The 14,949-nt window shown below is 38.9% G+C and carries 5 protein-coding genes; 2 read left to right on the top strand and 3 right to left on the bottom strand.

The window, feature by feature from the left end; all coding sequences use genetic code 11:
• Both IQ247_RS33455 and IQ247_RS27220 read right to left on the bottom strand, forming a co-directional pair.
• A partial coding sequence (locus IQ247_RS33455) for a carboxypeptidase regulatory-like domain-containing protein (protein ID WP_322745584.1) occupies positions 1-10,502 on the bottom strand: 10,502 nt, incomplete at its 3' end.
• On the bottom strand, positions 10,493-10,654 hold the full coding sequence (locus IQ247_RS27220) for a hypothetical protein (protein WP_193924752.1): 162 nt from the start codon (positions 10,652-10,654) through the stop codon (positions 10,493-10,495). The genes IQ247_RS27220 and IQ247_RS33455, both read right to left, overlap by 10 nt.
• 790 nt (positions 10,655-11,444) lie before the next feature.
• Between IQ247_RS27220 and IQ247_RS27215 the strand changes: the two genes are divergently transcribed.
• Positions 11,445-13,724: a tetratricopeptide repeat protein gene (locus tag IQ247_RS27215; RefSeq protein WP_193924750.1), complete on the top strand. Its 2,280-nt coding sequence runs from the start codon at positions 11,445-11,447 to the stop codon at positions 13,722-13,724.
• Between the two features lie 123 nt (positions 13,725-13,847).
• Here the strand turns inward: IQ247_RS27215 and IQ247_RS27210 are convergent, their stop codons facing one another.
• Complete coding sequence (locus tag IQ247_RS27210; RefSeq protein ID WP_193924749.1) at positions 13,848-14,102, bottom strand: hypothetical protein; 255 nt, start codon at positions 14,100-14,102, stop codon at positions 13,848-13,850.
• A 177-nt stretch (positions 14,103-14,279) separates the two neighbouring features.
• Between IQ247_RS27210 and IQ247_RS27205 the strand changes: the two genes are divergently transcribed.
• Positions 14,280-14,949: hypothetical protein (locus tag IQ247_RS27205; protein WP_445974534.1), on the top strand; the 670-nt coding region annotated here is incomplete at its 3' end.

Genomic DNA, 14,949 nt, shown 5'->3' with positions numbered 1-14,949 from the left:
CGAGTTGAAGCATCAAAAGTTAACCAGCTTGGTAATTCGCTACCATCTTCTAGAGTTACAGAATAAGTTAACTCGTCTTCTGCATCCACATCGTTAAATGTGTTATCTGGGATGGTAAAGTTGAAAGCGCTATCTTCTGTTGCTATTTGGTTAGCGATCGCACTTTCTAAAGTTGGTACATCATTAGTATTTTCTACCGTAAGGGTAAAGGTATCGCTGACGGTTTCTCCAAAGCTATCGGTTGCGACAACTTTAATACTGACTGTACCAACATCCCCATTACTAGGAGTACCGCTAAAGCTACGAGTTGAAGCATCGAAGCTTAACCAGCTTGGTAATTCGCTACCATCTTCTAGAGTTACAGAATAAGTTAACTCGTCGAGAGCATCCACATCATTAAATGTGTTATCTGGGATGGTAAAGTTGAAAACTTCATCTTCTTTGCTTGTAGTGTCAGCAATTTGATTTACAACAGTCGGAGCATCGTTGACGTTTTCTATTTCCAGAGTAAAAGTATCTGTCGCATTCGCACCGGCTTTATCTGTGGCGGTAACTTTAATATTTAGATTACCAACATTGTCGTTTGTTGGTGTACCTGAGAAAGTACGAGTTTCTGGATTGAAGTTTAACCAATCAGGTAATGCGTTACCGTCTTCCAAGGTTACGGAATAAGTTAACTCGTCGAGAGCATCCACATCGTTAAATGTGTTTTCTGGGATAGTAAAGTTGAAAACGCTATCTTCTGTTGCTATTTGGTTGGCGATCGCACTTTCTAAAGTTGGTACATCGTTAACTGGATTAACGGTAATCTGGAATTCGGTGCTGTCAATATTACCATCTTTACCATCTGTCACTTTGAAACTAAAGCTATCATTGCTAGTTTCACTTCCGTTATGTACGTATTCCAGTCGTTCGTTGTCGATATCATCTTGGGTTAAGGTATCATCGACTGCTAATTGAGTACCGTTGAGTCGAAGAATTCCGTTTTCGGGTAGATTAGTCAGTGTATATGTAATCTCAATTGCCGTATTATCTACATCGGTAACTTGCAATTCTTGATTGGTAATAACTGCTGTACCTTCTTCGTTGAGAGTTAAACCCTTGTTAACTGTTAACTCTGGTGGTTGGTTGACTTGTTGGTTGCCGAAGTTAATACCAGTGACGGTTTCACCGGAATTTACAGTAACTGTATGTACAAACCGTGAGACGTTATTGGGAATAAATAATGGTGTGTCGTCTGAGTTAGTATCTGGTTGAACGCTATCTGGGTTTGAAATTGTGCTGTTGAGGTTGAGAATTCCTTCGGCAAGTGCCAGCATATCAACCCTGGAAAAGTCAAGTCCAGTGTTAATGACGTTATCGTTTTCGTCATCTCCGTCGTTGATGGTAACGCTGGTGGTTTCGAGGAGATAGCGGAATTCACCGATGGTAAGTTTGCGACCAAGTTCTTGAGTTGCTATTTGCTGCGCTAGGACTGCAATTCCGGCAGTATAAGGTGCGGCTTGGGATGTTCCTCCTTTAGTTGTGACACCACCATTAGCGTTTGCGGCTTCGATAGGAATACCGGGAGCAAAAACATCGCTCATGGTTTGATCGCGTTGGGAGAAGTCTGCAATTTGGTCTGTGTCTTCCCAAACTGCACCAACCGCTATGACGTTGGGGTCGGCTGCGGGGTAAGCTAGTCCTTGTTTACTGTCAAATTTGGCAAAGTTATTACCAGCTGCGGAGGTGACAATGATACCCATACCTGCTAAAGCTGCGAGTTCGTCACCAATACCGTAATGGGAAGCGCTTGTATTCCAGTTTTGTTCGTCACCCAAGGAGAGGTTAATGCTGGCAATGTTATACGTGTTGGCGTTGTCAATTACCCATTGGAGAGATTCTTCTAAATCTAGGAAGTAGCCAGAACCGCTATCTTTGAAGACTTTAAGAGCGATAATATCGGCTTTGGGAGCAACACCAGTGTAGGTACTATCGCTAGAAGCAATTATACTGGCTACGTGGGAACCGTGACCGTTAATATCGCTAGCATCGGTATCGTTATCGGCAAAGTCGTATTGGTAAACAATGCGGTCTGCAATACCGTCACCGTCGCTATCTGCACCGAAGAAAGGATGGTTAAGGTCAATACCAGTATCAATAACTACTGAGGCAAAGCCACTACCGTCAATATTTGTAAAGCGAGAGTCGTTACGGAAGTCATCAAGATTAATTAGAGAACTAGCGGTTGTAGTTAAAGCGGTATCGGTAGTTGTGATGGGGGTGCTGGGTGTGAAAATCGGAGCATTGGAAGCGCTGGTAGTGATTGATTCTGGCGAGACGCTGCTGTTACCGGGGAAGGTTTGTTGCCAACCTGGTTGCATGATTTCGGCTACGGTGTAGGTTCCGGGAACTAGGTTATTGAAGCTATAATTGCCGTCAGCATCGGTTTGAGTGGAAGTTTCACCATTATCTAACGCACCGTTTTGGTTGGTGTCTAAGTAAATTGTCCAATCTGGTAAACCTGGTTCGTTGGTATCTTTGAGTTTATTACCGTCAATATCATGGAACTTTTGACCGCTAATGGTTGCTAGTTGATATAAACCTGCATCCCAATTTGAGTAATCTTCTCCTCCTTCAACTGTAAAATTCAGGGTTTTTCCTGTAGTTGGGTTGACATCACTGTCGGTGATATCGTTATCCCCTTGATTTTCCGGAGTAAACAAATAGCTAGTTGGAGGAATAAATTCTAGGAGGTAGTCTCCGGGGTCGATTTCTGTGAAGCTGTAGAAACCATTGATATTAGTAGTTGTTGTGGATACTAATGTTTCCCCGTTGTCGTAGAGGTTAACGGTTACTTCTTCTAAACCGGGTTCGTCAGTGTCTTGGATGCCGTTACCGTTGGTATCAACCCACACAAAGTTACCGATAGTTGCCGTACCCCCAGCTATGCGTGTGGTAGCTTGGGCTTGGGTTGGTATTTCCTGAGTATTACCAGCATTGTCTGTGGCAACAGCGTAGAAGGAATAAGTTCGTCCCGGCGTACCTTTGTAAGTAGCTTCGGTAAGGTCAGTATTTTCCAACCAAGGTCTAAATTCACCGTCGTTGACTGAAACGTAAATTGTATAACTGGCGATACCAGAACCTTCGTTGTCATCGTTTCCACCCCAGTTAACTGTAAATTCTCCTGCTTCATCGGTAATTTTGGCAGGTAATGCTGCAACTGTGCTGCTAGGAGAAGTTGCGTCAAGGGTGTTGAAGATGGGTGGGGTGTCGATGGGTTCATTAACATCAAATACAATACGCGCTTCAGCGTCGATTATATCTCCGGTTGCAGATGTAGATTTTGGACGCACTGAATAACTAACAAAACCTTCACCTTCAGATAAATTAATGTTGGGTGGTAAAAAGCCGGTCAATGCATCTATTGGTAATTCACCTGTAGTTGGATCAATTGAAGTGAATTCCCAGAAAATTTCACCAGTAGTAACGTCAATACCAGCAATCACATCAACAAAAATACCAAGCTCTTCTGTCAAATCGAGACGGTTTTGATAAAATGCTCGGTTATCTGGTACATCTACGAATACATCACCGAAGCCAAAATCTCCCAAGCGGAATGTCCGGAAATCTAAATCTGCATCTAACTGTTGGGTAATTCTAACAGTTTGAGCAGGAGCAGTTGCAAAAACTGGGTCATTTTCAAAGCGAATAGTATAATTCAAGGCTTTTTTATAACTTACCCATTTTTCTTGTCCAAATCCTTGAGGTCCGAGTATATCATTTGGGTCAAGGGATGTGGGACGATTTATTCTACCACCGCTACCGCCGTTACCGTTTCCGCCGTTATTATTACCTCTACCATTGTTATTACCCCCGCCATTACCACTACTGCTACCACCGTTATTATTACCTCCGTTGTTACCCCCAATTCCATCATCGTTATTGTTTTGCTCCTCGTCCATTTGATGACTTTTTAGGCATTCGTTGTAGAGTGAATTTAGCTCTTTAGCTTTAGCAATAGACTGCTCATAATCTTTGATTGCAGCTTCAAAGCCTGCCCTTTGTTGACTAACTTTTTCCCAAGTCTTTCTAGTTTCAGTAATAGTTATTGCTTGTAATATTTGCCTCCCAGAAACCAATAAGCTCAGCAAATTCCAAGTAGCTGTGTAACCACCAAATGTCTTACCATCTCCAGCTAGCTTTAACACATCTATAGCAGTGTTATAGAGATTTGAGAGGTTAGTAATGATGTTTCCAGATGCCTCTAACCCTTTAACTGCATCTTTAGACGACCTCGCTTCCTTCGCTGCATTAATGGCATCTACTAAAGATTTAATTGTTACAACAATTGATGATGCAGTAACAAATACAGTAGTCCCTGTTCCTACACTTACCGCAGCGGTAGCAATAGCGGGAATACTTACGTAAAGAGTACCTGCTGCCAGAAGAACTGTTGTAAGTTCACTTAAAAAGTTGACTTCTAGTTCTGTTACAAAATTATCTAAAACTTTTTCACTTCTCTGAACTCTATCAAAAGCCAGGTTTTGACTTGTAAGACTTCTTAATACCTGAGCATAAATATTTCTACAATTTTCATCAGCATCTTGAGGTAAAGAAATAATATCATTTCTATCTAATTGATCGCTACGCTGTTCATAGTTTCCGAATTCCGTTTCCAACCAATTAGGTGCTGATAAAATATTAATTGTCGTATTAGGTAAAGTATTAATTCCAAAACTTGCTGAGGCAACAGAAATATTAGCTGAATCTTCTAATTTAGCAATTCTAGTAAAAGCTATTGGTTCGAGTTCTACATTTTCAATATTCAACCCGGAACTATTAGAAATAGTTAAATCACTAATTGCTTGACTGGTATAACCAGGTGCCTGAATTTCTACAATTAAATCCTCTGCTGGTGCTGTTGTAATATTAAACGAACCATCAGCTTGAACGCTGCTTTGACCTACAATATATCCCGCCGAATTTAATAGAGTTACGAAACCAAATGAGATAGGTTGATTGTTTGAGTCAACAAGTTTACCAGTTAACTCTGTATTACTCGTGGTTAATTCTATATTAGCTACAGTAGATTCCGATATAGAAATTCCACTTTGAATTGTTGCAGTATAGTCATCAGCAAACGCTACTAAATCGTAAACACCAGAAGAAACCAGAGGAATTTCATAGTTACCATCAGCATCACTAAATGAAAACTGTTGAGTTTTTGGTTCACTTTGAGATACTAATAACAGTCGTGCAAAAGCAAGGGGATTGTCGCTGTTATCAGTGACTAAGCCAGTAAGAGTATACTGTTGCTCTGGTTCGATTGCTATACTAGCAACCATTCCATCAGTGATAGTTGTTGAGGCATCAGCAGTATAGTTATCATTGCCTAAAAAATCAACTTCGTATGTTCCAAGAGCAAGATTTTCAAAAGTGACAGTTCTTTCTGTACCTATTTCTTTTGAACTTACTGCCAATCTTCCTTGAGCTACTTGCTGATAAAGTATTAGAGTTCCACCATCTACTGATTCATTTGAACCATTAACTGTAACTTCCAACGAAGCATTACCAGCAATAATTTCTTGCTCTATATTCTCACCTGTATTAATTTCAATACCTGTTATTGGAGTAAAGCTGACTCCATCTGCTATCGCTTGTAAATCAAAAGTAGCTTCCCGAAGCAGACGAAACTCAAATTCTCCATTTTTGTTTGTTTGAGTATTAACAATCAATTCCCCAGATTCTATAAGACGGACATTACCCCCAGCTATCGCTTCACCGTTTGCTGTAAGTAATTTACCTCTAAGTTGAGCGACTGATGCGGGAGTTTCCAAGTCTGCTGTAAATACAGTTCCATCAATTGTAGTCACAGTCACAGATTTGGTTGTATTTGCTCCACTGGTAGGTAAAGTAATTATGTAATCTCCCTGGTGAAGATCGTCAAAGCGATATGAACCATTTTCATCCGTCAGGGTTTCTAAAGAATTTCCTTCTGAGTCAATAGCAATAACAGTTATACCTGAGAATATTCCATTAGTGTCTGCATCTTTAACCGTTCCGACAATAGAGGCACCTGGTAAAATTTCCAAAGAAATATCAGCTACATTACTTCCAGATGCAACATTTACAATTACTTCGTTACTGAAAGACTCAAAAAGGTTAAGTACCCGCAACTTGTAACTACCCGGAGCCAAATTATCGATAATAAAGTTACCATCTGCATCAGCCTCAACTGAAGTGACTGGCGTTTCTCCTTCAAAAATACCAATAAGTGCAGAAGCAGCTGGATCTTCTAATGCGGTAGATGTAACTGAACCAGTTATAGTTGCTGCTTGAGTTAAATTAACACTTCCTAAGTCAACAGTTTCAGCTTCTGGTACAGTCACATTAGTTAAAACTTCCCTAACGTATCCTTCACGATTAAAGGTTATATCGTATGTACCCGCAGATAAACCTTTAATTATGAATGCGGAATCTTTGATTTCAGCAGTGAAAGCATTAGTAAGATTTAGTTGATCAGAAGATTGAGCTAAAACTTGAACTTCACTTTCATCAGAATCTACTACTGGGAAATTTATAGTTCCGGTGACAATCGATTCAGGTATTAAATCAAAACTTTGGATTATTCTGTCGCTGTTGACAAAAACATTTTCAATATTGAGTTGTGCTTTGCCGTCAGCTTGAGCAGTTATGGTATAAGTTCCTGATACTATTCCTTCAAGGGTATACTGACCATCTTCGTCGGTAAATGTACTGTAAATTGTTCCATCTTTTGAGACAGCAGAAACTTCTGCAAATGCAAGTGTCTCTCCTGTTGTATTTGACCGAACTTTTCCAGAAATCTCTGCTCCTGGAATTAACGTGAGCGTCAGTTCTGTTAAAGCTTCTCCTTGACTAACGAATGCTGTATTACCTTCTGAAATAACAGCACCATCAAAGATAAATTCATAGGAACCAGGAGTAACTTTTTCAAAAATGAAAGAGCCATCCTTTAAAGAAAATGTTACAAAAGTTTCCCTTGTATCAGTATTACGAGCAACAATACTCCTACCACTCAAATCAACTCCTAAATCTGTAGCTGATGCAACACCAGTGATTGAAGTTTCAACCGCAGCAATTGCTTTTTGAAGTTCGATATTGAGAAGAAGTGAAGGAGAGCGTCTGCTACCAAATTCTTCTGGTAGTAAGTTTGAATTACGAGCCAACATCTTCACATAGTCATCCCAAGTATTTCCTACTTGAGCAATTAATTGATTAAAAATTGGCTCAAAGTCTGCGTTTGACATTCCTTGCGGAATCAAATTACCTCGAAGTGATTCCCAATTGAAAGAACGGTCAGCTTCTCCTAAATTGTTAACAGAAATTATAAAGTCACCAGGGTCATTATCGCTGAAGCTAAAAAACCTTGTTGTTTCAAGTTTACCTGGTCTTAAAATTCCAGGAGGCTCATTTTCATCAACTACTCCTAAAAATGTTTGCTCTTCTCGGTTGAAAGAACCATTAGGTGTAGAACTAAATAAAACAGTTTCTTCAATTTCTCTAGTGTCAATGCTGTCTAAATCTCGACTAATATTAAGAGATAACAGAGGAACATTGATATCGTTTATACCATTATTAATCCAATTTACAGTAAAGTTGAATTTGCGATCGCGAGCTACAGAATTTGGTATATCAGTATATAACTGAAGATTGCCTCCTCCTCCTTCGACTACTTCTAATCCATCGCTTACAGTAGCGCTCTTTCCTTGAGCATTTTCAACTAGTACATCGTAAGCACCTGGGTTCGCTTTAGTTAAGTCGAAAGTCGCAAATAATTTACTTTGATTCACATAATAGTACGAACTGGCAGCCAAAGTTGAGCCATCTTCATTTAATAACTTGGCTGTTACGCTTCTATCAAACTTAGCACCATTAATTTCAAGTGTTAGTTGACCAGCTGTTCCACCACGACCATAATTTGTATCTAGTATAGAAAAGTCTATTGTTTCTGCATTAATTGTGTAATCAGCGGCTCCATCTGGTGTATTGTTACTGTAAGCAAATACATAATAAGTGCCGTCTTTAGTTGAAGGAATAACAATTCTCTGGTCTGGAGAAAATGGGCTAGAAAAGCTAAAGTCAAACTCATTTCGAGTAGGCATTTTACCGTAACTAATGTAAAGCTCATTAGTTGCGTTATCGGAAACACTATTAAAGTCGAGTAAAAGTGTCTCACCCGCACCGACATCAATCCGATAGTAAACTGCTTGTCCTTGTTCCAAAGTACCAGTATCGGGAGTTCCTAATTCCAACAACTCTGCATCCAAAGCAAATTGCTCAAGGGAAGCCCCAAGGTTATTACTTTCGTCTAATTCCGGTACATTATTGCGGATATCGCTGCGAATAATTACGTGATAATCGCCAGGAAGTACCCCTGGTAGTGGTGCATTAACCGTCTTGCTGTAACTTTCACCGTTTTCAAGTGATTCAGAAACTTGTACCTGAGCAAACAACGAATCATTTATATCCCACTTATCATCTGCTGAAATATAAACTGAGTCGTACCAATTACCAAATACAGGCTCACTGCCTCGATTTTCCACCGTATACCCAATGGTGGCATTTTGTCCCGGTACACCATTTGCTGGATCTGGAATGGTAATAGTACCTGCGACCAAATCGGCAGGTGCAGGTAGAATTATTTGTGTTGGATTGCGATCATAAGCAATATTATTTAATTCTCCACCAGGTTCGTTGATGTTATTACCTGAATCTGTAGCGACAAACACGTAATAGGAACCCGATAAACCTCTGCTCACATCAAAAGATTCGGTGACAGTGTAGGAATCCCCAGCAGCTAAATTACTTTGAGAACGGGAACCAAGATAAATATCTTCTTTGCGGTCAAATACTTGGTCGCGGGAGAGGTAAACTACATCGTACCAGGAACGTGTACCCGTGCTGTATCGCTGATTGCTAACAGTCCAACTGACATCAAGGGATTGACCACTAATTCCTTGTGTAGGTGCATCAACGTTATTTACAACTAAGTCGGGAGAAAATTGTGGTGGTAAGTTTGTCGAAACTTTGTCTGGATCGGGGTTGGGGTTAGCTGTGAAAGTAATTGTGTCAGCAGAAACGCGATCGTTATTATTCTCTAGGGATGCTTCTAAAACTTGATTGCCAGTGTCAGTACGAACAATTACATAAAAGTCACCCACTGCATCAAACGGTACGGTGAAAGTCTTGCTAGCATTATACTGTTCGTTGGCAGCTAAGACATTAGTGCGACGGAAATCTCCCAAATAAATATCATTGCTATCCCAATTTTCATCCGCAGACAGATATACTTTGTCATACCAGAAATTACTGTTTGTTTGACCAGCACCCAAGTTTTGTACCGTCCAATTTACCGTCAAATCTTCTACTGTTAAACCTGTTGCAGAATTAACAGTAACTTCAGTAACTTGTAAATCTGGAGTTTGCCGCGTAATAGTAATTGGTTGAGCGGTAGAATTATTGTTGTCTTCAGCTGCTTCGTATACAGCATTATTAACATCGGTGACAACAAACAGGTTGTAATCTCCTACCAAATTGAAGGGAATTTCAACCAACCCATTGCGATTGTAGGAATCTTCTGCATCTAGTAAACCTTCGTGGGTAAACCAATTTAGTTTGATATCATCATCGTTCCCAACTTCTGTGTCAACAGAAAGAATAACTTGGTCATTCCAAGAAGTCGCAATACTATTACCCGTACCTTCGTTTTTAACAGTCCAGTTAACCTGGATAGCTTTACCCGCTTCTGCGCTAGTTGGTGAAATAACTTCACTGACAATTAAATCTGCTGGTTGGGAAGAAATTGTCACCGGAGTGGCATCAAACGCCGTATTATTATTGTTGTCCAGCTCAAAAACGTTGTTACTACTGTCAGTCGCGACAAAAACGTAGTAATCACCAGTTAATTGATTATCCAGAGTAAAACTAGCCGAGTTGTCGTAGGAAGCACCAGCGTCTAATTTTCCGAAATGACCGATACTTCCAAGTACCACATCTGACTCAACATCAAACTTGTCATCTACCGAAAGGTAGAAACTATCAGTCCAATAGTTATCGGGTGTCTCAGTTGCACCAAAGTTAGTGACGCGGTAATTGATAGTCAACTTGTCCCCAGCACGCGCAACTGTAGGAACATTCACTGATTCGACTTCTAAATCTGGTGGTGGGGTGAGGTTGATAGTAGTAAGTGTTTCATCAAAGCCAGTGTTATTCAATTCAAATACACTTTCAAAAACACTATCGCTAGAATCAGTACGGATGAAAAAGTAAAAGTCACCGCTGACACCAACAGGTAAAGTAACATCCTGCGTCGCTGTGTAGCTTTCACCAGCATCCAAAACACCACTATGATTCAGTCTACCAAGGCGATCATCATTATCGTCAATAACATCATCGGCAGACATGATAATCTCGTCAAACCAATTATCTTCTAAAGTACGTCCCCTACCTTCATTGGTAATAACCCAACTCAAAGACAAGCAGTTTTTGTATATACAGGAGAACGAGCTAATTCCCAATCTTCAGGGATTAAATCACCGTATCTCAAAAAATCTGGGTTCAAAATAGTCGGATTAAAATTTTTCGCCGCGATAGTAATTGCTATTTCCTGTATTTGTACTGTTTTGTTCATGATATTTTCTAACATTGTGAGTAATTAGACGAGAATAAATTTGATAGTAATGTAACAATTGCAACTTTTATGTTGAGTAAATAACTTAATCGGTAAATTTTTCATAAAGACAGCGTTACTTTATTTGCATTTACCTATTGAAAATATTCAGCCAATAATTTCTATACAAATTATGATTTTTATTGATTTGAATAAACAATAAATACTCATATTTTTTGCACTATTTTTTTAGATCAATAATTTCATTATTTACATTCTGCACCTTGGAATGTCAGACAGCACAATCACTTAAGTAGCAAAGCTTATTAAGAAATCGTTGCTTTACAAATTAATCCGACTTCAAATCAGAGATACCCCGATTGGTTCCAAACTCTCCAATAGCCTGGAGTTTGTTCTCAGTGGTGAATGTGATGCAAAGCGTCCTGACAAATACGGTATCTACACCGGATTTATCTTATACCTAGTTATATCTGACTGCAATACACAAACTGATAAAAAACACCTCACAATTGTGAGTTGGTATTTTTACTTAATCTCAGCTAAATAAATAACGCAAATCTAGCCATTGAGATACTTTGAGCCAGTACAAGTACTCAAATGATATGCAATCTTCATATTTCTTAATAATTTTAGTGACTGACTTGACTCTCAATTCAGTGTAAGTACGTATAGGATTAAATTTGGGAAAATATCTGTAACGCAAAATAGCCGTATTTACCGTTACGCAGATAAAATGCTGACTCAAAAGTTATTCAAGATACTTATTTAAACTAGCTTAACTAACTTTACGATGATGAATCAAACTGAATTTACAACAATTTATAACAAGCTTGGTGACAAATGCCGTCAAGTTGTAAAACTCAAACTTATAAATAAACCCAACAAAGAAATTGCCCAAGATTTGGGAATCAAAACAGAAGCAACTGTCAGAAAGCATTTAGAAACAGCGTATAAAAAATTTAGCGTTACCAGTGAAGATAAACGCGGTAATTGGGCTGAATTACAAATGCTATTTATGCAATTCATGCCAGAATTAATTCCCCAAATCCCTGTAGAATTTCAACCAAAATGGGTCGGGCGTACTGCCGATATCGCCAAGTTACTTTCTTGGAATACCCAAGATTATCGGATTTTAATGATAGTGGGAGAAGGTGGAGTTGGTAAAACTACTTTAGCAGAGAAATTTTTAAATCAGTGCGATTTTGACAAGCGGTTAGATATTAAAATTGCTTTGGAACAGCAAAACTTAGAAAGTGCAGAAAAACTTGTCCAGTATTGGTTACAACAAGATTTTGGTGAAGATATACCCCGCGATTTTAATAAGGCTTTAAAGTTACTTGGTGAAAAATTACGTCAATCCAAAGTTGTAGTTTTTATTGATAACTTGGAAACCGCTTTACACAATGGTTTATTTTTAGATAACTACCGCGACTATGTAGAACTATTACGAGTTTTAACAGATTCAAGAAATCAAGGTTTTACCTTAATTACTAGTAGAGAAAGATTAAAAGAACCAAATATCAGAGATATTCAAACTCAAGTTTTATCAGGTTTAACTTTATCAGATTGGCAGCTATATTTTGGTCAATCGCAACAAGAAGATACAACAGCTTTGCAAAAAATGCACGAACTGTATAACGGTAATGCTTATGCAATGAAGCTGCTGTACAGCGAAATTCAAAATCAATATGATGGAAATATTCAGGAGTTTTGGCAACAAAATAGTCAAGAATTAAAAAATATCGAACCCTTTCGCTTTCTTGTCGATAATCAGCTAAACCGATTAAACACTCATTCACAAAAAGCCTACGATTTACTTTGTCGTTTAGCAGCTTGTCGCTACCAACAGATTGAATGGCTACCCGATAGTTGCGTTAAATGTTTACTGTGGGATGTTCCAATTGAACAACAACAGGGAATCACCAGAAGATTGTATGACTGCTCCTTGGTGCAATTTGCTCACGGTAAATATCAAATGCATCCAGGAATCCGCACTGCTGCACTAACTCGCTTAAAAAGTAGTCCTCAATGGGTGCAAACTCATCGAGCGATCGCACAATATTGGTTTAACAGTAACGAACAAATTCAAACTTCCCAACAAGGATTGCAGGTATTAGAAGCATACCACCACTTTACTACCATTCAAGATTATGATTCTGCTTGGGATGTGTTGCGTCGTAGAGCAATATCAGCTTTACCAGAAGAACTATTTCTCTACTTTTTATCGTGGGGATTCATTCGGGAAATAAAGCAGCTAGCGCAAACGCTTTTAAGTAAAGTGTCGTCAGATAGAGAAGCTAGCTTGTATCGCTGCTTGGGTGATTGTCACGCTTACTTGTTAGAAGATGGCATTGAAACCGCTATATCTTATCACCATCAAGCGCAAACATCGGCAAAACAATCGGGAGATATTTGGACGGAATTTAACTCCTACAGCGATATGGGATTATGTTACTACATCGCTGGTGAATACGAACTTGGGTTAAAGACTTATCAAACTAAACTCGAATTAGCGCAGTTGCAACAATCCCCGATAATACAAGCTAGAGAAAATAGTTCTTGGTGTGAAGTCGCTTTGTTACATTCAAGTTTGGGACAAGTAGAAGAAACAGTAAATGCAATTCAATCTACGGGTGATTATTTGCAACATCCCCAAGATTTTGTTCCACCTTGGCAAGCCTGCTGGGACTTGAATATGACGGCTTTAGCCTTAAGAAATACTGGTAATTATACGCAAGCTGTAGAAACATTAGAATCAGTAATTAGCCTTGCTCAAACATTTAATTTTACCCAAGACCGCGCTCGTTGCTGGTCTACCTTGGGGGATATTTATCGTCAAATGCAGCGTAAGGAAAAATCGTTTTACTATCAAAATTTAGCAATCGAATTTTTTACCAAAGTAGGGGCAAAGTATGAATTAGGAGAAAGTTATTACTATTTGGGACAGTTGTATGGTGAGAAGAAGGAATTAAACAAAGCCAAAGAACATTATCAGCAAGCTGTGGCGATTTTTGAGCAGATGAAAACACCGCTTCAGCTGAATAAAGTATTGGCTTGTATGGATAATTAAATAGTTCGAGTTTTAAAATTGACACCACGGATAAAACTTTAACTATTATTAATCGTGGTGTAACTAAAAAAATAGCTATATATATTTACAAAGATTATCAACGCTCCTAACTATCTACCATTTTTAAAAAACTTCCTCCTCTTCTTCGTTCGCTAGTTCAGATTTAACTCCAACATTTTCCCAATCAATTGAGTTTAAGTATTCTTCATTTTTTAATTGCCATTCTCGCTCTAAACGCTCGTATTCTTCATTTTGTGCTTGAACGACACCGTGTAAAGATATGTCATCACTTTCCAACACCCCTTCAGCAACTAAATCTCCTAAATTATCGGTATCCCAAACTGAGGGTTGTAATACTACTTTTTTCGCACTATCCATAACCTGATCTCCTCAAAAAATGCTAGTTACTTAATCCTTATAATAAACAAATATCAAGTAGATATGAACAAAAATACTACTTTAGTGATAGAAACATTCTTTACTAAAGAACTACTATTCATCAATGCATAAAAACTAGATTTAAAGCAGAAGTAATGAATTAATACATATAAGATTATGGCAATTACCCTATCCCACTTCTGCACAAAAACGGGTAAACCAATTATCGCTGACAACGAACCAATCACAGAAAGAATTGAACACTGCTTGGCAGAATATTTTGCACCAAATGCCACTTTCAAGTTAGGAACAGTATATCAGGGGCTAACAACAGAAGAAGACCTCAAACAATTTACTCCCCTCGGTTTAACCCTGCAATTTGCAGCCGATAATCGCTTCTACTTTATGGATGAAGAATTGCGAGAAAAGATTTTTGACCAACCTCACTTCGGTGCTGCATACGGTTCAAATATGTTCACACCCTGTCAAAGTTTTTCGGAGCGGGAAAACTTGCGAGTCTTAGTTGTAGATGCTGAAACTGGTGAGAATGGTGGGGTGATGCCAAATTCTGAAACAATTAAGTTAGTTGGTGATGGTGATGGGAAAATAGATGCAGCGCTACACCAGTCTTTAGGTAACGAGCAAGCAACACCGTTTCAAACCCGTTTTGGTATTAAGGAAAGAGGTGCTGGGCTTGATATAAATAATGACATTAATAAAACTTGGCAATTAGGAAAAGGTACATTTGCACCACGGGATTTAAGTCAAGTGGGGAATGGGTATGATTTGGTGATTTCAACCGAGCAGCTTAAGGGAAGAACCGGGGAGGAGTGGGGGAGTGGGAGAG

The sequence above is a fragment of the Plectonema cf. radiosum LEGE 06105 genome (assembly GCF_015207665.1).
GTDB classification, from domain to species: Bacteria; Cyanobacteriota; Cyanobacteriia; order Cyanobacteriales; family Nostocaceae; genus Rivularia; species Rivularia radiosa_A.
Note: the sequence above shows the minus strand (reverse complement) of the source record. Positions and strands in the feature narration are given on the sequence as shown.

Excerpts from the sequence above, each read along its gene's own strand:
- IQ247_RS27215 (WP_193924750.1), top strand. The coding sequence starts at position 11,445 with ATGATGAATCAAACTGAATTTACAACAATTTATAACAAGCTTGGTGAC.
- IQ247_RS27220 (WP_193924752.1), bottom strand. The coding sequence starts at position 10,654 with ATGAACAAAACAGTACAAATACAGGAAATAGCAATTACTATCGCGGCG.
- IQ247_RS27210 (WP_193924749.1), bottom strand. The coding sequence starts at position 14,102 with ATGGATAGTGCGAAAAAAGTAGTATTACAACCCTCAGTTTGGGATACC.